The organism is Planococcus donghaensis, assembly GCF_001687665.2.
Lineage (GTDB): Bacteria > Bacillota > Bacilli > Bacillales_A > Planococcaceae > Planococcus > Planococcus donghaensis.
Genome location: NZ_CP016543.2, coordinates 1,481,588 through 1,499,938, shown reverse-complemented (window position 1 = coordinate 1,499,938; position 18,351 = coordinate 1,481,588). Strand labels below are relative to the sequence as shown.

The 18,351-nt window shown below is 40.0% G+C and carries 18 protein-coding genes; 1 reads left to right on the top strand and 17 read right to left on the bottom strand.

Annotated features, from left to right (window positions below):
- Nucleotides 1-130: 130 nt before the first annotated feature.
- The 3 genes from BCM40_RS07505 to BCM40_RS07495 form a co-directional block, all read right to left on the bottom strand.
- Nucleotides 131-1,225, bottom strand: a complete 1,095-nt coding sequence (locus tag BCM40_RS07505) for a Leu/Phe/Val dehydrogenase (RefSeq protein ID WP_065526480.1) — start codon at nucleotides 1,223-1,225, stop codon at nucleotides 131-133.
- A gap of 25 nt (nucleotides 1,226-1,250) precedes the next feature.
- The gene (yqiS, locus tag BCM40_RS07500; RefSeq protein ID WP_065526481.1) at nucleotides 1,251-2,159 is read right to left on the bottom strand and encodes a phosphate butyryltransferase; all 909 of its coding nucleotides are present in this window, start codon (nucleotides 2,157-2,159) and stop codon (nucleotides 1,251-1,253) included.
- Between the two features lie 131 nt (nucleotides 2,160-2,290).
- The gene (locus tag BCM40_RS07495; RefSeq protein ID WP_065526482.1) at nucleotides 2,291-4,336 is read right to left on the bottom strand and encodes a sigma-54 interaction domain-containing protein; all 2,046 of its coding nucleotides are present in this window, start codon (nucleotides 4,334-4,336) and stop codon (nucleotides 2,291-2,293) included.
- A gap of 125 nt (nucleotides 4,337-4,461) precedes the next feature.
- Here BCM40_RS07495 and BCM40_RS07490 point away from each other — a divergent pair, with 125 nt between their 5' ends.
- A complete protein-coding gene (locus BCM40_RS07490) occupies nucleotides 4,462-4,695 on the top strand; it encodes a DUF2627 domain-containing protein (protein ID WP_008499061.1) in 234 nt (77 codons plus the stop codon).
- 455 nt (nucleotides 4,696-5,150) lie between these two features.
- Here the strand turns inward: BCM40_RS07490 and BCM40_RS07485 are convergent, their stop codons facing one another.
- The 14 genes from BCM40_RS07485 to accC all read right to left on the bottom strand — a co-directional run bounded on the left by BCM40_RS07485 (nucleotide 5,151) and on the right by accC (nucleotide 18,331).
- The gene (locus BCM40_RS07485) at nucleotides 5,151-5,885 is read right to left on the bottom strand and encodes a glycerophosphodiester phosphodiesterase (RefSeq protein ID WP_065526483.1); all 735 of its coding nucleotides are present in this window, start codon (nucleotides 5,883-5,885) and stop codon (nucleotides 5,151-5,153) included.
- 269 nt (nucleotides 5,886-6,154) lie between these two features.
- A complete protein-coding gene (locus tag BCM40_RS16600) occupies nucleotides 6,155-6,286 on the bottom strand; it encodes a hypothetical protein (RefSeq protein ID WP_272941508.1) in 132 nt (43 codons plus the stop codon).
- 253 nt (nucleotides 6,287-6,539) lie between these two features.
- Nucleotides 6,540-7,319, bottom strand: a complete 780-nt coding sequence (gene spo0A, locus BCM40_RS07480; RefSeq protein WP_065526484.1) for a sporulation transcription factor Spo0A — start codon at nucleotides 7,317-7,319, stop codon at nucleotides 6,540-6,542.
- A gap of 57 nt (nucleotides 7,320-7,376) precedes the next feature.
- Entirely contained in the window at nucleotides 7,377-9,074 is a 1,698-nt protein-coding gene (recN, locus tag BCM40_RS07475) for a DNA repair protein RecN (protein WP_065526485.1), read from the bottom strand.
- Nucleotides 9,075-9,091: 17 nt separating this feature from the next.
- Nucleotides 9,092-9,541, bottom strand: coding sequence for a transcriptional regulator AhrC/ArgR (ahrC, locus tag BCM40_RS07470; RefSeq protein ID WP_008429983.1), 450 nt, complete (start codon nucleotides 9,539-9,541; stop codon nucleotides 9,092-9,094).
- A gap of 191 nt (nucleotides 9,542-9,732) precedes the next feature.
- A complete protein-coding gene (locus BCM40_RS07465; RefSeq protein ID WP_065526486.1) occupies nucleotides 9,733-10,554 on the bottom strand; it encodes a TlyA family RNA methyltransferase in 822 nt (273 codons plus the stop codon).
- Complete coding sequence (gene dxs / locus BCM40_RS07460) at nucleotides 10,551-12,461, bottom strand: 1-deoxy-D-xylulose-5-phosphate synthase (RefSeq protein WP_420330055.1); 1,911 nt, start codon at nucleotides 12,459-12,461, stop codon at nucleotides 10,551-10,553. Before dxs ends, BCM40_RS07465 begins: the two co-directional genes overlap by 4 nt.
- 85 nt (nucleotides 12,462-12,546) lie before the next feature.
- Nucleotides 12,547-13,428, bottom strand: a complete 882-nt coding sequence (locus BCM40_RS07455; protein WP_065526487.1) for a polyprenyl synthetase family protein — start codon at nucleotides 13,426-13,428, stop codon at nucleotides 12,547-12,549.
- On the bottom strand, nucleotides 13,425-13,661 hold the full coding sequence (xseB, locus tag BCM40_RS07450; RefSeq protein ID WP_008429975.1) for an exodeoxyribonuclease VII small subunit: 237 nt from the start codon (nucleotides 13,659-13,661) through the stop codon (nucleotides 13,425-13,427). The genes BCM40_RS07455 and xseB overlap by 4 nt, the downstream gene beginning before the upstream one ends.
- Nucleotides 13,654-15,015 carry an exodeoxyribonuclease VII large subunit gene (xseA, locus tag BCM40_RS07445; protein ID WP_065526488.1) on the bottom strand — a complete coding sequence of 454 codons (1,362 nt, stop codon included), beginning with the start codon at nucleotides 15,013-15,015 and terminating at the stop codon, nucleotides 13,654-13,656. Before xseA ends, xseB begins: the two co-directional genes overlap by 8 nt.
- 78 nt (nucleotides 15,016-15,093) lie before the next feature.
- Nucleotides 15,094-15,960: a bifunctional methylenetetrahydrofolate dehydrogenase/methenyltetrahydrofolate cyclohydrolase FolD gene (folD, locus tag BCM40_RS07440; RefSeq protein ID WP_065526489.1), complete on the bottom strand. Its 867-nt coding sequence runs from the start codon at nucleotides 15,958-15,960 to the stop codon at nucleotides 15,094-15,096.
- 14 nt (nucleotides 15,961-15,974) lie between these two features.
- Nucleotides 15,975-16,364 carry a transcription antitermination factor NusB gene (gene nusB, locus BCM40_RS07435; protein WP_065526490.1) on the bottom strand — a complete coding sequence of 130 codons (390 nt, stop codon included), beginning with the start codon at nucleotides 16,362-16,364 and terminating at the stop codon, nucleotides 15,975-15,977.
- A 206-nt stretch (nucleotides 16,365-16,570) separates the two neighbouring features.
- Nucleotides 16,571-16,966, bottom strand: a complete 396-nt coding sequence (locus BCM40_RS07430; RefSeq protein ID WP_065526491.1) for an Asp23/Gls24 family envelope stress response protein — start codon at nucleotides 16,964-16,966, stop codon at nucleotides 16,571-16,573.
- A 15-nt stretch (nucleotides 16,967-16,981) separates the two neighbouring features.
- Nucleotides 16,982-18,331 carry an acetyl-CoA carboxylase biotin carboxylase subunit gene (gene accC / locus BCM40_RS07425; RefSeq protein ID WP_065527721.1) on the bottom strand — a complete coding sequence of 450 codons (1,350 nt, stop codon included), beginning with the start codon at nucleotides 18,329-18,331 and terminating at the stop codon, nucleotides 16,982-16,984.
- Nucleotides 18,332-18,351: the final 20 nt, after the last annotated feature.

Sequence of the window (18,351 nt, the reverse complement as noted above, 5' to 3'; positions counted from 1 at the left end):
GAATTTGCAACTCGTATTTCGCCTAGACAAAGCAAGAAGCCAGGCGTACTTTGCCTGACTTCTTACAGAGGCCATGCCGAGTACGGCTAAAGCGGCGCGGAAAAGATTCCGCACGCGCGAATTGGTCTTTTTATCTTCTGCTTAAAATATTATGTTCGTTTCTCAAAAATTGAGATCTTGATTTGCGTACACGTTCAATGCGCTCTTCAGCCATACGGTCTGCAGCAATATAACTTGGAATATTATCACGTTTAGCGATTTCAAAGATTTTAGTGATGCTGTCGTAAATTGTTTCAACGCGTTTCATCGCGCGTTCGTTGTTGTATCCGTATAATTCATCAGCGACGTTAATAACACCGCCTGAGTTGATAACAAAATCAGGTGCATAAACAATTCCACGAGCTTCTAATTCATCACCGTGACGTTGTTCTTTTAATTGGTTGTTTGCAGATCCTGCAACAACTTTAACTTTCAATTGAGGAATTGTTACGTCGTTAATGATTGCCCCCATTGCGCATGGTGCAAAAATGTCTGCTTCTTGTGAATAGATATCGTTAGGTGCAACTGCTGTTGCGCCAAATGCTGCAACTGCACGATCTACTGCAGCTTGGTTAATATCTGTAACGATTAATTTTGCGCCTTCTTTGTGCAAGTATTCGCAAAGTGGGTAAGCCACGTTACCAACGCCCTGTACAGCTACCGTTTTGCCTTCTAGCGAATCATCGCCAAATGCTTCTAACGCAGCAGCTTTCATCCCGATATATGCGCCGTATGCTGTAACTGGAGACGGGTTACCTGAAGAACCAAATGCTGGTGAGATTCCTGTTACGAAATCCGTCTCTTCGTGGATTAAGTCCATGTCGGCAACTGTTGTGCCAACATCTTCAGCTGTTATGTAACGACCGTTTAGTCCTTGGATAAAGCGACCAAATGCACGGAACATTTCTTCGTTTTTGTCTTTTAATGGATCTCCGATAATAACTGTTTTACCGCCACCTAAGTTAAGTCCTGCTGCAGCATTTTTGTAAGTCATTCCGCGACCTAAACGAATCGCATCTTCAATTGCTTCTTCTTCTGTTGCATAATTCCACATACGCGTTCCGCCAAGTGCTGGCCCTAAAGTTGTATCATGGATGCAAATGATTGCTTTTAGCCCTGAACTTTTATCTTGGCAAAATACTAATTGTTCGTAGTCGTGTTCTTCCATTTTTTTGAAAATTTCCATTATTAATTCCTCCTAATGATCATTCCTAATTGAGTGACGAGTAAATGGCCAATGCCAGTGAATACAATTTACTTTCAGCGCTGTCCGCCCGTGAAGACAAAACGATAGGTGCCTTTGCCCCTGTCACAATGCTACCGACTTTTGCATTTGAAAAAAATACGAGTGATTTATACAAAATGTTACCTGATTCTATTGATGGAACAAGCAGAATGTCGGCTTTCCCGGCATTGTTTCCTGCAATTTGTTTGTTTTTGGCTGCATCAACAGATATTGCATTGTCGAGAGCAAACGGCCCGTCTACTATACAATTTTTGATTTGGCCGCGCTGATTCATGGCAGTAAGTGCTGCAGCATCAAGTGTTGCTTGCATGTTCGGATTAATTACTTCTACCCCTGCTAACGGGGCAACAATTGGATTTACAATACCGATTGAACGAGCAACTTGAACAGCGTTTTCGATAATTTGTACTTTCTGAGTTAAGTTCGGACTGATATTCATCCCCGCATCTGTCACAAAAATGAGTCGATCAAATCCAGCTACTTCAAATGCAGCAACTTGGGACATCACTGAACCTGTCCGCAGTCCATAATCGCGATTTAATACTGCTTTTAAAAGCACAGCGGTTGCGAGTTGGCCTTTCATCAAGATCTGGCTTTCTCCTTTAAATACGGAGGTAACTGCAGCTTGAGCCGCAGATTCTTGACTGTTAACATGGCACAGAACAATATCTGGATGACCGAGCAATTGAGGAAAACTTTGTTCAATCATCTCCGTCACTGCATTCTCATCATCGTATAATCGAAAGTACGCCATTTTCCGTTCTATAGCCATACTAATTGCTTCAAGCACAAACAAGTCAGCTGCCGCCGCAACTGCGACAGTATGAACTGTTCCACTCGGAATATTTTCGATTAACTGTTTTAATGTGGCCAATGGTGCTCACCTCATTCTTCTTAATTAAAACAGAACGAAACGCCATATATAAGGGATGAAAGCGTTTTATTTTCATTTTAAGCTATGAAATATTGCAATTTCTTGCAAAACCCTGCAAAATGTTGCAAAACTTACATTAAACCATATTTTTCTAATTTATAATACAAAGTCCTAAGTGAAATCTCTAATTGTTTAGCCGTTTTTGATTTATTCCCTCCGGCTTGCTTTAACGCATGATGCAGAATCCCACGCTCAACTGTATCCAATTGTTCTTGCAAAGGCATGGATGATTGAATGAGCACTTCGTTTTTTGCTTCTGCCACTTTTAGCATATTAAGTGGAATATGTTCTTCTGTTAACACGCGGTCGTTCATTTGCATAAAAATCATCGAACGGCTTAGAACGTTCTCGAGTTCTCGTACATTTCCTGGCCAATCGTATACTCTTAAATATTGCAGTGCTTTGTCTGATATGGATTCCACACTGCGGCCATATTCTTGGTTTAGTTTTAACAATAGACGTTCCGTAATTCGTGGAATATCTTGTTTTCGGTTGCGCAAAGGAGGAATCAGGATCGGCATCCGATTCAAGCGATAATAAAGATCTTCGCGGAATCTCCCTTCGAGCAACGCTTTTTCCATATTGGCATTTGTCGAGGCAATCACCCGAACATTTACAGGAATGGGTTTACTTCCTCCAATACGCAAAGTTTCATGTTCTTGCAAAACTCGCAATAATTTACTTTGCAACATTGGTGACAATTCACCAATTTCATCTAGAAAAATGCTGCCGTTATTCGCTTCTTCAAACAAGCCACGCTTTTTCCCTGTTCGACTACCTGGAATGGTCCCTTCTTCGTAGCCAAAAAGCTCACTATCTAACAATTCTTCAGAAAGAGCAGCACAGTTTACTCGAACAAACTTATTGTATTTCCGCTCACTAGCACTGTGAATCGCATGAGCAAACAATTCTTTCCCCGTCCCTGATTCTCCGCGCAATAACACCGTGACCAATGTTTGTGCAGCTAGTTTGGCTTGTTGCAATGACAATTGCATCTCTGAAGACAATCCGATAATGTCATCAAACGTATATTTGGATTCTAATGTCCGAATAATACTTCGCGCTCGATCTAACTCTTTCATTAAAGAACGAATTTCCGTTGTATCGTGAATAACGCCAACACTGCCTTTTAACTTGTTGTCAACAATAATCGGCGCCACGTTCACAATGACTTCCCGATTTGCTGGCCCAACTTTTAAGTTGACCCCTCGCACTGGTTTTCGAGTTTGCAATGCTTTTAAGTGCATACTTTCACCTTCAGATATATCAGCTGAAGCTGGATGACCAATAACATCTTTCATTTGCAATCCAGTAATTCGGGTATATGCCGGGTTGACAAGTAAACCATTTCCTTTTTCATCCACAACTGATATAGCATCGTCACTCGATTGAATAATAGCTTCTAACATCGTCTGAATTTCTTTTAAGTCTGTAATTTCTTCTGCGAGCGCCACTACTTCTGTAATGTCCTTAAATACCGCAAATGCCCCGATAATTTCACCATCGTCTCCAATCATCGGAAAACGAGAAGTGACGATTTTCGCCCCATTTCGCAACTGCAATTCTTTATTTAATTCGACACGACCCGTTTCATAAGTTCTTGGCAATTCACTTAACGAAATAAACTCATGAATATGCTTACCAATTGTTTCTTCCACGGTCACTTCTAACATTCTAGCGGCACTTTTGTTTATAAACGTAATATGACTTGTTTTATCAATGCCGATCATGCCTTCTTCAATCGAATTGAATATTATCTTTTCTCGATGGCTTTCCTTACTGAGCTGACTAATAAAATGTTCTTTTTCTTCTAATAGCCTAACCAATACATTCGCAAGACTGCCCGGTATAATAACTGTATTTTTTAGAAAATACCCTTTCAGATCTTGATAAAGAGTGTCACTACCCGTCACGTTAAATACAATATCAATATCTGATTTGTTAAATTCTCGATAATCGGTTGCAACAGCAATTCCATGAGATTTTGCAGTTGTGATTGCTGGTGCGTCAAGTATTAAATCAACAACCCCTTGAACGTGTAAATAATCGGATTCTAAGAGCGTGCTTAATATAGCTGACCCGCCAACTCCACCACCCACAATCAACACGTTTTGCATATTATTTCACCCTCTTCTCTGAAATCATGCAAATAGTTGCACTAATATTTTAAGCGTACCTCAGGAAGGTTTTCTTGACAACTTTAACCGAATTAGAAACAATAGACACTGAAGGATGTGGAAATATGGGTCGTCTTGTGGCGTTTATTATTTTGCTGATTCCTGGAATCATGGCGGCATATGGGATTAAATTGATGCGCGATACTTTGTTCAATAAATTATTAGAGCCTTACCCGGCTCTTTGGCTTCAATTTACGCTTGGTACTATTTTTGTCGTTCTCGGAATTGGGTTTTTTGCAGGATTCCTGTTAAATCGCGATCGAAAAAAAGGCAATGTATCAAAAAGATTCCAGAAATAATGAAGAAAAGCCGCCTAGTTTAGGCGGTTTTTTTCTATTTTATGGATATACTGTCGAGATTGTGCGAAATACTGTCCGAATTGGATAGAATACTGTCGAAATAGAGGACAATACTGTCCAAAATCGAGAAATACTTTCCAACCCAAATTTTGATGATAGTTAGCACCAAAATTTTCTTCTCAATCCCTTACGGAATAAAAAATCTTTAGACTTTTATAAATTACATCAAAAATCCACCTGCAATTTTTCTCCTCTTACTCTTTTGTTTTGATTTCTATTTGCCCGGTCTCGCTCTTACATCTTTAATGTATATGCAGCAGGACATAAATGCATGCCAATAAACGCCATGCGTTTATGTAGTTAGTTAGCTCAATAATATATTTACTTCCAATCGCTCCGCAGTTCCAACTGACATTCGCAGCCTTCAGCTAATCCCTAGATAAAGAAAAATGGCATTACCCAATAAAGGGTGATGCCATTTTTCTTTTTACGCGATCTGGATAATCCGTAATAATACCGATCATTTGAGGCTCCAGAAGACGCGTGAGCGACTCTGAGCCAAGAATACCGTATAAGCGTACTTTCTTGTTTAGTTTTAATATATCCGTCCATAACGGTTTACCCAGCAGCCGTTTATGAAGATGAATACTATCCACCCAATCCATTTGCTCAGAATAAGCAAGTTGCTTGTTTTTCTTTATTATCCAAGCCATTTCTGTAGATGGCATCAACTGCTTCATTTCTTGAAGAAGTTGTGAATTGAATGAAGACAAATGGATGTCTTCCATTCCTTCTAACATTGCAGCGAGAATTTGAGGTCCTTTTGGATTTTTCGCAAACGATCCTTTCAACTCTACATTCAATGGGATGTTCTTTTTCTTCGCCCACTGAAACACTTCATAAGCTAATGGGATTTGATGCTGTTGAAATTTCCGCATCCATCTCCTACCAACACGCAGCTCTTTTATTTCTTCGTAATCGAGCGTATCTATGTCTGCATTAATACCAGTCAAACGTCTCAAATTATCATCATGATACACGACCACGACACCGTCTTTCGTAATTTGCACATCAAGCTCAATGCCTACACTTAATTCACATGCCTTATTAAAAGCATCCCAGGTGTTTTCCAGTGCATATCCTGAAGCGCCTCGGTGTGCATACACTTTGACTTCAGACAATAAAATCATCCTCTTCCGTTTCTGAAATCCACTGAACCAGAAAACGCAATAATTCTTTAGCTTTGCTGGCTCTTTTTCTTCAGCTTCCTCCCCATGTTATCATCTATTATCCAAAACTAAAAGCAATGCTGGTTTGTTGATGGCGTGTTTGTTTTTTCTTAATTAGATAACCTTATGTAGAAGATTACATAGTAAGCTATACACACCATTCCCTAAAAAAAAACCAATGAGCGGGTGGCTCATCGGTTTAGTAATCTATAAATTTATCTTCCATTTGATTACATGGACATCATGGTCGAAAAAGCGATAAGAAGGCTGACACAATAAACACCATAAAAATAAAGACGGTCAACGACAGTTCCTTCGTCATTGCCTAAAAAGTAGTCATCAATTTGCCTGATTAATTGCAATTGCGATCGCCTCTTTTCACTTCACTGGATTCTTCGTTTCTCACACCATTACGATTCTCTATCTTCTCGTTGTGAAAACTCTGTCTTCTCCTTTTCCTCTTTTTCCCCTTTTTCAAACCAAAACTTTAATTTAAAATATCATTAAATTTCTGAAAAGTAAATTATTTTCATTATATTTTTTATTTCCTATTAAAAACCCCTTGAACTATTTTATCGCTTTTCTAGCGATAAATAAGATTCAAGGGGTTTTGTTTTAATGGGATTTTTCTCGCTTTTCCCGCTTTTCTACTTGCAAACTATCTGCTACCATGGCGATAAATTCCGAATTTGTTGGCTTGGATTCTAAATGCGCTACGCTATAGCCAAAGATTTCAGAAATATGATCTACCGTTTCATTACGCGTCCAAGCTTGCTCGATAGCGTGGCGAATTGATCGTTCCACTCGTGACGAGGTTGTATCAAATTTAGCCGCAATGCCCGGGTAAAGTTCTTTTGTAATTTTGTTCAAAAATTCAGGTTGCTCTAACACCAATGAGACAGCTTCTTTTAAATAGCTATAACCTTTCAGGTGAGGAGGTATGCCGATATCTTTTACCATATTAGTAATGATGTCTTCTCTCGTCGGTTTAACCTCGGGCTCTTCAGGGGTATTGCTCCGTTTGTTCATAATGTGATTGATCTGTACTACTAAACGATCGGTCTCAAATGGTTTCATAATAAAGTAAGAAGCTCCGTAATCGGCAGCCTGACTCATAATTGATTCTTGCCCAAATGCTGAGAGCATAATAACGTCAATACCTTGCAAATCATCATTTTCCTTAATTTCGTCTAACACAGCAATGCCGTCTAGATAGGGCATGATGATATCTAGCAATAAAATGTCGATTTTCTCACTTTTCAACATTTCGATGCAAGTTTTGCCGTTATAGGCAACATTTACAACTTCCATATTCGGTTGTAAATTTAAATAATCTTTCATCAGCCCGACCAATTCGCGATTATCATCTGCAATTGCGATTTTTATTTTTTCCATTGGACTCTCTCTCCTTGGTGACTGACTCTAGTAGTTGTTTAGACGCTCTTTACAAGTTTACTTCATCAATAATTTACGATCTGCTGCTAAAGAAAGTAATTCTTTGGCATGCTGTAAAGTCAAGTCAGTAATTTCAGCACCCGATAGCATGCGACTCATTTCTTCTGTTCGCTCGCTACCATCAAGCTCGGTTACAGCGGTAGTTGTCCGTTGTTTGTCAACTTTCTTTTCAATAAACAAATGTTGATCAGCCATTGCCGCTACTTGAGGCAAATGGGAAATACACAATACTTGAGAATCCACTGAGATAGCTGCAATTTTTTCTGCAATGGCTTGAGCTACACGACCACTCACGCCTGTATCCACTTCATCAAAAATAATCGACGTAATTCCTTGATGTTTTGAAAATATCGTTTTTAAGGCCAACATCATACGTGACAATTCTCCACCTGATGCCACTTTTGTTAGGGGTTTCAATGGTTCACCCAGGTTTGTTGAAATATAGAACGTTATTGCATCATGTCCATTTCGATCAAATCTGGAATTCGGCAATACATCAAAATTCACTTCAAATGATGCTTTAGCCATATGAAGCTCTTTTAACTGCTCCATAATCGCTTTCCCTAAACTTTTAGCAGCTTTTTTGCGCAAAATCGTCAATTCTTCCGCTTCAATACGTAGATCTTCAGTCATTTCTTTTAATTTTTCTTGATCTAACTGAAAACGTTGATCGCGGTTAACTAATTTATCCAACTCATCTGTCTGCTTTTCATGATACAGCAAAATGTCCTCAACGGAAGACCCATATTTTCTTTTCAACGATTGGATAACGGCTAAACGCTGTTCAATTTCATTTAATCGGCCAGGATCAAACTCCATGTCATCTAAAATACGTTTAATTTCACTACCTGTGTCTTGGATCAAGTAAAAAGCGCTAGACAATGTCTCTGAAGATCCCGTAAATGTTTCATCTACAGCCGCTGCATGCTCTAATTCAGACATTGCAGAACCTATCCAGTCTAATCCTTTACTCTCGCCTTGAATGGCTTCATGAGCCGCTGAAATGGATTCGTAAATTTTGTTGAAATTTTGCAATTTTTTACGTTCTAGCACGAGCTCTTCTTCTTCTCCGATAACCAATTCTGCTGCTTCAATTTCTTGCAATTGAAATGTTAATAAATCAATCCGTTGGGCAATTTGCTGCTCATTTTCTGTATAGGACGAAAACTCACGCTTTAATTTCATGTATTTATCAAATGTGTGGCTATAGCTTTCTTTCGACTTTGCTAAAGATTTACCAGCAAATTGATCCAATAAGTATAAATGCTGTTTTTCATCCATTAACTCTTGCGTTTCGTGTTGTCCGTGAATGTCTATTAATGATGCACCCACTTCACGCAAAATCGATATTGTCACTAGTTTACCATTAATCCGACAAACATTTTTGCCTTTGTCGTTTAATTCTCTACGCAACAAAATATCGCCATCACTCTTTGTGATGCCGAATTCTTCTAATTTGCGAAATACCGGATGCTGCTCATTTTCCAAAGAGAATAAACCTTCGATTTCAGCTTTTTTAGCACCATGTCGAATAAACTCTTGGCTCCCCCGTCCACCTGCTAAAAGATGGACGGCATCGATGATAATGGATTTACCTGCACCGGTTTCCCCTGTCAATACCGTTAACCCTTCAGCAAAGCTTACGGTTAAGGCATCTATAATGGCAAAATTGCGTATATCTAATTCCCGAAGCATATACCGTTCACCTCTTCTTAAAGCATTTCAATTAAACGTTGTTTTAAAACTTCTCGATGTTCGGTATCTCTGCAAATAATTAGGCACGTATCATCTCCACAAATTGTTCCGAGAATTTCTTCCCAATCCAAATGGTCGATTAAAGAGCCAATCGCATGTGCATTACCAGGCAATGTTTTCATCACTAAAAAATGACTCGCACCATCAATGCTAACAAAAGCATCTGTCAACGCCCGATGTAGCTTTTGCATCGGATTAAACCGTTGATCTGCTGGCAAGCTATATTTATAACGGCCATCTTGTAGTGGCACTTTTACTAAATGTAATTCTTTAATGTCGCGTGATACTGTAGCTTGTGTGACTTCATAGCCGGCTGATTTTAATAATTCGACTAATTCGTCTTGTGTTTCGATTTCACGATTCGATATTAAATCGCGTATTTTAATGTGGCGCTGTCCTTTGTTCATGGTGCTCCCCCTTGAATGAATAATTATTCTATATACTTTATATCCTACAGTTATTTCATACATAAAACAAGAAAAGCTTGAAGGTATATATCTTTAATGACATATATTTACTAGGTAAACTCCACATATTACTTTCCTATTTGTGTATTCCCCGTTGTGGATAAAAAAAACACACCCCTATCGGAATGTGTTTACAAAACCTCATGTGCTTTTTTCACCGTTTCATCAATCAATAACTCTGAAATAGGGGCAATTTCATGACCTTCTATACTCGATTGAAGATGAAATAAAAATTCAATATTGCCTTCTCCGCCAGTAATTGGAGAAAACGACATGTTTTTCACATGAAATCCAGATTCAACTGCAAAATTCCCCACTTTGAACAATACATCTCGATGAATTTTCGGATCGCGAATAATGCCTTTTTTCCCTACATTTTCTCTTCCCGCTTCAAACTGCGGTTTCACCAATGCGATGACGTCGCCACCCGGAACCAAAACTTGTTTTAATACTGGGAAGATAATGCGTAATGAAATAAACGACACATCAATTGATGCAAATTCAGGTAATCCTTGCACGAAATCTTCTGGTTTTGAATGACGGAAGTTAACACGCTCCATCACAGTTACGCGTTCATCTTGTCTAATTTTCCAAGCCAATTGGTTATAACCGACATCTAATGCGTAGCAATGCTTTGCCCCATTTTGAAGGGCGCAATCTGTAAATCCACCTGTAGAAGAACCAATATCGAGCATCAATTTATCTGCGACTGATAAATCAAACTGCTCTAATGCTTTTTCCAACTTTAACCCTCCGCGGCTAACGTACTTTAAGTCATTGCCTTTCATTTGCAAAGCCGCGTCTTCAAGTATTTTTTCACCAGGCTTATTCATCCGTTCAGAGCCTGAGTAAATAATACCAGCCATAATCGCTCGTTTTGCTTTTTCACGCGTTTCACAGATGCCTCGCTCAACTAGCAAGACATCTACACGTTCTTTTTTAGGTTTGTTCATAGAATCGTTGTACCTGCCTGCTTTTTGGATTGTGCTCGCTCTTTTATGACACGCACCACTTCATCGCTGTTTAAATGGATTTCATCCATTAGTTCACTAACATCCCCGTGCTCGATAAAGTGATCCGGAATTCCAAGACGGTCAATAACCGCGCCACGATATTGTTGTTCTTGAGCAAACTCAAGAACCGCACTCCCAAATCCACCTTGAAGAACAGCTTCTTCAATTGTTAAAATTGGAACTTCGCGTTTAAAGATCGTATGAAGCATTTCTTCATCCATTGGCTTAATAAACCGGGCATTGACGACTTCCACTGAAATGCCTTGTTCTGATAATTGTTTTGCAGCTTTTATCGCCATTGGAATAGTTGTCCCAAACGTTAGAATTACTGCATCTGTTCCTTCTTGGAGCACTTCCCATGAACCGATTGGTAAAGCTTGTAGCTCTTCGTCCATCGCTACACCTAATCCGTTTCCTCGTGGGTAACGAAGTGCAATTGGACCGCCATTATAGTCAATCGCCGTTTTAACCATGTGTTGTCCTTCGTTTTCGTCTTTAGGCATCATAATGACCATATTTGGCAAATGACGCAAGAACGCAATATCAAATACACCTTGATGCGTTTCGCCATCTGCTCCTACAAGACCTGAACGATCAATACCGATAAAAACATTTAAGTTTTGACGGCAAATATCATGGACAACTTGATCATAGGCACGTTGTAAAAATGTCGAATAGATCGCGAGGAATGGTTTCATGTCTTGTGTTGCAAGTCCCGCAGCCATTGTAGTTGCGTGTTGCTCGGCAATTCCAACATCGTACATGCGCTCTGGAAATTCAGAAGCAAATCCTTCTAATTTTGAACCAACTGGCATTGCTGGTGTAATTGCTACAATGCGTTCGTCAGTACGGGCTAGTTTACGGACTGTTTCTGCTACTAACCCACTCCAAGAAGGAGCTTTTGACGATGATTTTACTAAATCACCGGTTTCCATTTTATAAGGACCTGTCCCATGCCACGTGCCAATTGTATCTTGTTCCGCAGGTAAAAAACCTTTGCCTTTTTTCGTAATAACATGCAATAAAACAGGACCTTTTGTTTTCTTCGCATAACGTAAATTGTCTTCTAGTTCTTCCAAATCATGTCCGTCGATTGGCCCTAAGTACGTAAAGCCCATTTCTTCAAAAAACATGCCTGAAACGACCAAATACTTGAGCGAATCTTTTACACGCTCAGCAGTAGAGGCTAAACGATCGCCAACTGCTGGAACTTTTTTCAATAGATATTCTAAATCATCTTTTACTTTATTGTATTTTCCAGCTGTCCGCATACGACCAAGCATGCTATGCATGGCACCAACATTTGGAGCAATTGACATTTCGTTGTCGTTGAGAATAACGGTCATATCCGTTTTTGTATGGCCAATATGGTTTAACGCCTCAAAAGCCATACCACCCGTTAATGCGCCGTCTCCAATGATTGGAATGACGTAATTGCTGTCTTTTTTAATATCACGTGCTGCCGCCATCCCCATTGCTGCGGATAATGAAGTTGAACTATGTCCAGTTTCCCAAACATCGTGATCGCTTTCATTGCGCTTCGGAAAACCGCAAAGACCTTTAAATTGACGCAAAGTGTCAAATTGGTTAGCTCTTCCCGTAAGAATTTTATGGACGTATGATTGGTGTCCTACATCCCAAATAAATTTGTCTGACGGGCTATCGAATACTTTGTGTAAAGCCAACGTCAATTCTACTACGCCGAGATTCGGACCAATATGTCCACCTGTTCTTGATAAATTCTCTATTAAAAACCGTCTTATATCTTCACTTAATACTTCTAGCTGTTTTGTGTTCAGCTCTTTTAAGAAAGATGGACTAGTAATCGAATGTAGATCCAATGCCATCACGCACCTTTTTTAAATTTTCCTTCAGACTGTCTGTACATATTATATCAATACTGAGCAATTGTACAAATCAGAGCCTTAAAAATCAGTTTTTTCTTTGCACAATTAATTGTGTGAGTTCCAATAGCAATGTTTTTTCGCCGTTTAACTTATTTAGAGCATTTACAGCTTCAGACGCGTGGTAGTCTAATTTTTCTTTTGCTTTTGGTAACGTTAACAAACTTGGATATGTGCTTTTTTCACTGGATTCGTCTTTTCCAGCTGTTTTCCCAAGTTCTTGAGAAGTTCCAGTCACATCCAAAATATCGTCTTGAATTTGGAAAGCTAACCCTAAATGCTGGCCAAATTGACTAAGCGCGATAATTTCTTCGTTTGTTGCTTGTGCTAAAATGCCGCCAGCCAATATGCTAAAAGTTAACAAAGCACCGGTTTTTAAGCGATGTACTTGTTCTAACTCTTCAAGCTGTAATTGCTTTTCTTCGCCTTCAATGTCTAACACTTGACCCCCAACCATGCCTTCAGCTCCTGCAGAAACACTCATTAAATCGATTAAACGCACTTTGTCATCACTTGATACATGCTCTAGACGAGCTACTACACCAAAGCTATAAGTTAATAGCGCGTCGCCTGCAAGAATCGCAACTGCTTCGCCAAACACTTTATGGTTTGTCGGCATGCCGCGACGTAAGTCGTCATCATCCATACTTGGCAAGTCATCGTGGATCAATGAGTACGTGTGAATCATTTCAATGGCAGCTGCTACTTTTAATGCATCCGGATGTTCTTTGCCAGTCATTTCATGTAAAACAGCTAATAGCAAAATTGGGCGAATTCGTTTTCCGCCTGCTTGCAATGAATAATGCATCGATTCTTTTAGTGAATCTGGAATGGATAATGAAAGAATTAATTGTGCCATTTCCTGTTGGATAAGCGGTTCGTAATGAGCACGGAATTGGGTTAAATTCATTTGGCATTCCCGTCCATTTCTATGTTTGCTGGCACTTCTTTGCCATCTTTCATCATCGTCACTAATTGACTTTCTGCATTTTGTAATTTATCGTGGCAAACTTTCGAAAGTTCCATTCCTTTTTGATAAAGCGTCAATGCCTGTTCGAGTGGCACATCCCCTTGTTCGAGTTGACGAACAATTTCTTCAAGTTGTTCCATTGCATCATTGAACATAATTTTCTTCTCAGTCATCGTTTCCGTCTCCTTTAGGTGCTGGATTTATCTCATTGACCGTTGCTTGAATGGTTCCGTCTTGCATGGCAAGCGTTAAATGATCTCCTACCGTTACTTGTTCAACACTTTTAACAACAGTTTCTTCGATATAAGGAATTGAATACCCACGGTCCATAATCTTTAGTGGACTAAGTGCATCTAATGTGCGAATCGCCGAACTTAATTGGCGTGAATGATTTTTTAGCAATTGCTCTATTTGATAGTCTAGTCTTCTCGCTAGTTCCGTGATGTCTGTTTCAGATTGTCGAATTTGTTGCAACGGCATTCGCGATTTCAAACGCTGATCAAGCGTTCGGTAATATTCTTTCGAACGATTTAAATGCTGCATTGATTCTCTTTGCAACGACTCAGTAGCACGTTCGACTCGTTCAATAAAGGGCCGATACAGCCGTTCTGGGTAAGCGAGCGGATAAGAAGATGTTAATCGGTTTAACGCCTGTTTTTGCTGACTCACGGTGCTAGAAACATTGCGATACATTTGACTTCTGTAACTAGAGATTCGCTCTAGCAGTTCTGCTTGACTAGGTACTGCAAGTTCCGCGGCAGCAGTTGGTGTAGGCGCTCGCAAATCAGATACAAAGTCAGCAATTGTGGTATCGGTTTCATGACCAATAGCTGAAATAATAGGGATTTCAGAAGAAAAGATCGCACGTGCCACCGCTTCTTCGTTAAAAGCCCATAAATCTTCAATCGAACCTCCGCCGCGACCAACAATTAATACGTCAAAATTATCTTTATTGGCTGCTTGGATTGATTGGACAACTGACTGAACTGCACCACTGCCTTGCACAAGTGCCGGATATAATACCACATTAGCCAAAGGATATCGGCGGTGAAGGGTAATGATAATGTCGCGCACTGCTGCACCTGTTTGAGCAGTTACTACCGCAATTCGTTTTGGAAAACGAGGCAAGCGTTTTTTATGAGAAGCATCAAATAATCCTTCTTTCGCTAGTTTTTCTTTCAACTGTTCAAATGCTAAATAATAGTCACCAATCCCATCTGCTTGCATAGACTGGGCATAAAGTTGATACTGCCCGGACGCTTCATAGACCGTGACATCTCCCCGAATTAGCACCGTCATGCCACTTTCAGGCTTGAACTTCACGGATTTTGCGCTTGCTGAAAACATTACGCCAGGCAAACGTGCTGAATTGTCTTTTAAGGTAAAATAAATATGGCCACTGGTGTGAATTTTAACATTGGATAGCTCGCCTTTCACGTATACATCGCGAAGATGGGGATCGGCATCAAATTTCTTTTTTATGTATTTGGTTAATGCTTTTACACTTAAGTACGGGTCGGACGACACATTTTCAACCCCTATCTGTGAATTTAAAAAGCTGTTTTTCGGAAGAAAAACAGCCCCATTGCTATTTATTTTACATGCTTATTCTGGTTTTGTCTGTACAGACCCTTTTTCTGCTGATTGTAATGTATTATCCATAAGCATCGCAATCGTCATAGGTCCTACGCCACCCGGAACAGGCGTCACAAAACTAGCCGTTTCTTGAACATCTTCAAAGTCTACATCGCCACATAATTTACCGTTTTCGTCACGATTCATCCCCACATCAATAACAACTGCACCGGGTTTAATGAACGTATGATCGATAAATTTGGCACGTCCAATTGCAGCGATTAAAATATCGGCTTGCTTTGTAAATTCAGCCAAATCTTTTGTTTTTGAATGGCAGTAAGTTACTGTGGCATCTTTTTGAAGCAGCAATTGCCCGATTGGTTTACCGACAATATTGCTGCGACCAATGACCACAGCATGCTTGCCCGCTGGGTCGATGTCGTAATGAGCAAGTAACTCCATAATGCCATGCGGCGTACAAGGTAGAAAGGCGTCTTTACCAATCATCATGTTGCCTACTGAAATTGGATGAAAACCATCTACGTCTTTTTCAGGGCTTATGGCTGATATTACTTTAAATTCATCTATTTGTTTAGGTAATGGCAATTGAACAAGAATTCCATGTATTTTGGAATCATTATTCAATTCATCTATTGTTGAAAGCAACTCTTGCTCAGTCAATGTATCTGGGAATTGATGCAAATCTGAGCGCATACCAAGTGCTTCACATGTCTTTTTTTTGTTTTTTACATATGTAAGAGAGGCGGAGTTTTCTCCAACCAACACAACGGCTAGTCCTGGGATGATCTCTTGCTGTGCCAATTTTTCTACTCGTTGTTGTACTTGAATTTTTATTTTTTGGCTTACCGCTTTTCCATCAATCAATTTTGCAGTCATGTTTACTCCCCCAATTAATTTGCTGTTTCGTCTGTAAACTTCGACAATACTCCGTTAACAAATCGGCTAGACTTATCGTCTCCGAATGTTTTACACAATTCAATTGCTTCATTCATTACTACGCGTGCTGGCGCATCTTCCATGTACTCTAATTCAAAAATTGCCATACGCAAAATGGTACGTTCAATTTTGGGCAAACGTTCGATTGACCAGTTTTCAAGATGGTCAACCAATTTTTCATCAATTGTTGCCATATTTGTATACGTGCCTTGTACCAACAAGTCGTAAAAATTATCATTTTCTCCGGCCATCACATGATCCATTGCCTCGTTGATGGTTAATTCAGTGCCTTCTAATTGAAATAAGGTCTGAAGCGCTTTTTCGCGTGCTTCGTGTCGTTTCATAAGTTATCCGGTCTCCTTTTCACAGCTAATTACCCCTCATTATACAGGTATTCCGGTAGAACTTCCATGTTTGAAATGTTCGGTCAATAATGCTGAATGTCTCAAAATGCACAGCCACCTACAGGAATATTTTGGGGGTTTGCCAACAAAAACAAAGAGAAGGCTGTCCCAAAGCCTACAAGAGGACTTCAGGACAGCCTTGCTGCCTATTCTGCTGCTTGAGACTCGAAATGAACACCTGTAATATGGACGTTTACTTCTTGCGTTTGAAGCGACGTCATATTTTCTAGCGTTTGACGAACCTGTTCTTGAATTTTTAATGCGGTTTTAGGAATTGACACACCATAATTGATGACACAATACACATCAATCGCCAATCCTTCTTCCGACAATTCGGTTTTAATGCCTTTGCCGTGAACTTTTTTTCCTAAACGTTCTACAACGCCAGAAGCAAAGTTCCCACGCATGCTAGCAACTCCTTCAATATCTGTTGCTGCAATACTCGCAATAATTTCTAACACTTCTGGAGCAACTTCAATATTTCCTAAGTCTTGTGCTCCGTGCGATTTCATGCGTAAATAAGGTGCCGTTTTTTCAGCCATTTAAAAAGCTCCTCCTTAAGATCCCAACACGTCGTATTTTTCAAGGAATTTCGTGTTGAAATCTCCCGACTTAAATACTTCGTGACCCATCAGTTTTGAATGGAACGGAATCGTTGTAAACACGCCTTCAATGACAAATTCATCTAATGCGCGCTTCATTTTTGCTACTGCTTCTTCTCGTGTGTCTGCGAATGTGATCAATTTTGCTACCATTGAATCATAATATGGCGGAATCGTATAGCCTGAATACATTGCAGAATCGATTCTGACACCCATACCACCTGGGGGCAAGTACATTTCGACTTTTCCGGCCGATGGCATAAAGTTTTTAGCTGGGTTTTCCGCATTAATACGGCATTCAATTGACCAACCTTTAAACGTAACATCTTCTTGTTTATAAGCTAATGTTTCACCAGAAGCCACTCGTAATTGTTGTTGAATCAAGTCAATTCCCGTAATCATTTCTGTTACAGGGTGTTCGACTTGAATGCGTGTGTTCATTTCCATAAAGTAGAATTTTTGATTGACAGCGTCAAAAATAAATTCTACTGTTCCTGCTCCGCGGTAGTTAACAGCTAGTGCCGCTTTTACTGCCGCTTCGCCCATTTCTGCACGCAATTCTGGTGACAGTGCCGGTGATGGTGCTTCTTCTACCAGTTTTTGCATACGGCGCTGAATGGAACAATCACGCTCACCTAAATGAATCGCATTGCCATGAGAATCAGCCAGTACTTGGATTTCAATATGGCGGAAATCTTCGATAAACTTCTCGATATACACGCCAGGATTCCCAAAAGCAGCAGCTGCTTCTTTTTGAGTCATTTTCAATCCAGTAACAAAATCCTCACGAGTACGTGCGACGCGGATTCCTTTCCCTCCACCACCTGCTGTGGCTTTAATGATGACAGGGAAACCAATTTCATCTGCAATACGCAACCCGTCTTTTTCATCTGCTACAATGCCTGTCGAGCCTGGGACAACCGGAACACCCGCTTTGCGCATCGTTTCACGCGCTACGTCTTTGGTGCCCATGCGCGAAATCGCGTCTGCAGTCGGGCCAATAAACATCATATCGCACGCTTCGCAAAGTTCAGCGAAACTTGCGTTTTCAGCTAAAAACCCGTACCCGGGATGGATACCATCACAATTAGTCAATTTAGCAACTGACATGATATTAGAAAAATTTAAATAGCTGTCTTTCGATAATTTCGGACCGATGCAATACGCTTCATCTGCAAGTTCCACATGAAGAGCTTCTTTATCAGCTTCTGAGTATACAGCAACCGTTTCGATATCCATTTCTTTACAAGCACGAATAATCCGAACGGCGATTTCTCCACGGTTTGCAATCAATACTTTTTTCATCGTTTTCATCGCTATCTCCC

Bases quoted from the DNA above. Each gene is read 5' to 3' on its own strand.
- BCM40_RS07490 (WP_008499061.1), top strand. From the start codon at position 4,462: ATGGGTCGTCTTGTGGCGTTTATTATTTTGCTGATTCCTGGAATCATG.
- BCM40_RS07485 (WP_065526483.1), bottom strand. From the start codon at position 5,885: ATGATTTTATTGTCTGAAGTCAAAGTGTATGCACACCGAGGCGCTTCA.
- BCM40_RS07505 (WP_065526480.1), bottom strand. From the start codon at position 1,225: ATGGAAATTTTCAAAAAAATGGAAGAACACGACTACGAACAATTAGTA.
- BCM40_RS07495 (WP_065526482.1), bottom strand. From the start codon at position 4,336: ATGCAAAACGTGTTGATTGTGGGTGGTGGAGTTGGCGGGTCAGCTATA.
- spo0A (WP_065526484.1), bottom strand. From the start codon at position 7,319: ATGGAAAAAATAAAAATCGCAATTGCAGATGATAATCGCGAATTGGTC.
- ahrC (WP_008429983.1), bottom strand. From the start codon at position 9,541: ATGAACAAAGGACAGCGCCACATTAAAATACGCGATTTAATATCGAAT.
- nusB (WP_065526490.1), bottom strand. From the start codon at position 16,364: ATGAAACGACACGAAGCACGCGAAAAAGCGCTTCAGACCTTATTTCAA.
- recN (WP_065526485.1), bottom strand. From the start codon at position 9,074: ATGCTTCGGGAATTAGATATACGCAATTTTGCCATTATAGATGCCTTA.
- BCM40_RS07430 (WP_065526491.1), bottom strand. From the start codon at position 16,966: ATGGCTGAAAAAACGGCACCTTATTTACGCATGAAATCGCACGGAGCA.
- dxs (WP_420330055.1), bottom strand. From the start codon at position 12,461: ATGGCATTGGATCTACATTCGATTACTAGTCCATCTTTCTTAAAAGAG.
- folD (WP_065526489.1), bottom strand. From the start codon at position 15,960: ATGACTGCAAAATTGATTGATGGAAAAGCGGTAAGCCAAAAAATAAAA.
- BCM40_RS07465 (WP_065526486.1), bottom strand. From the start codon at position 10,554: ATGAACAAACCTAAAAAAGAACGTGTAGATGTCTTGCTAGTTGAGCGA.
- xseB (WP_008429975.1), bottom strand. From the start codon at position 13,661: ATGACTGAGAAGAAAATTATGTTCAATGATGCAATGGAACAACTTGAA.
- accC (WP_065527721.1), bottom strand. From the start codon at position 18,331: ATGAAAAAAGTATTGATTGCAAACCGTGGAGAAATCGCCGTTCGGATT.
- BCM40_RS07455 (WP_065526487.1), bottom strand. From the start codon at position 13,428: ATGAATTTAACCCAATTCCGTGCTCATTACGAACCGCTTATCCAACAG.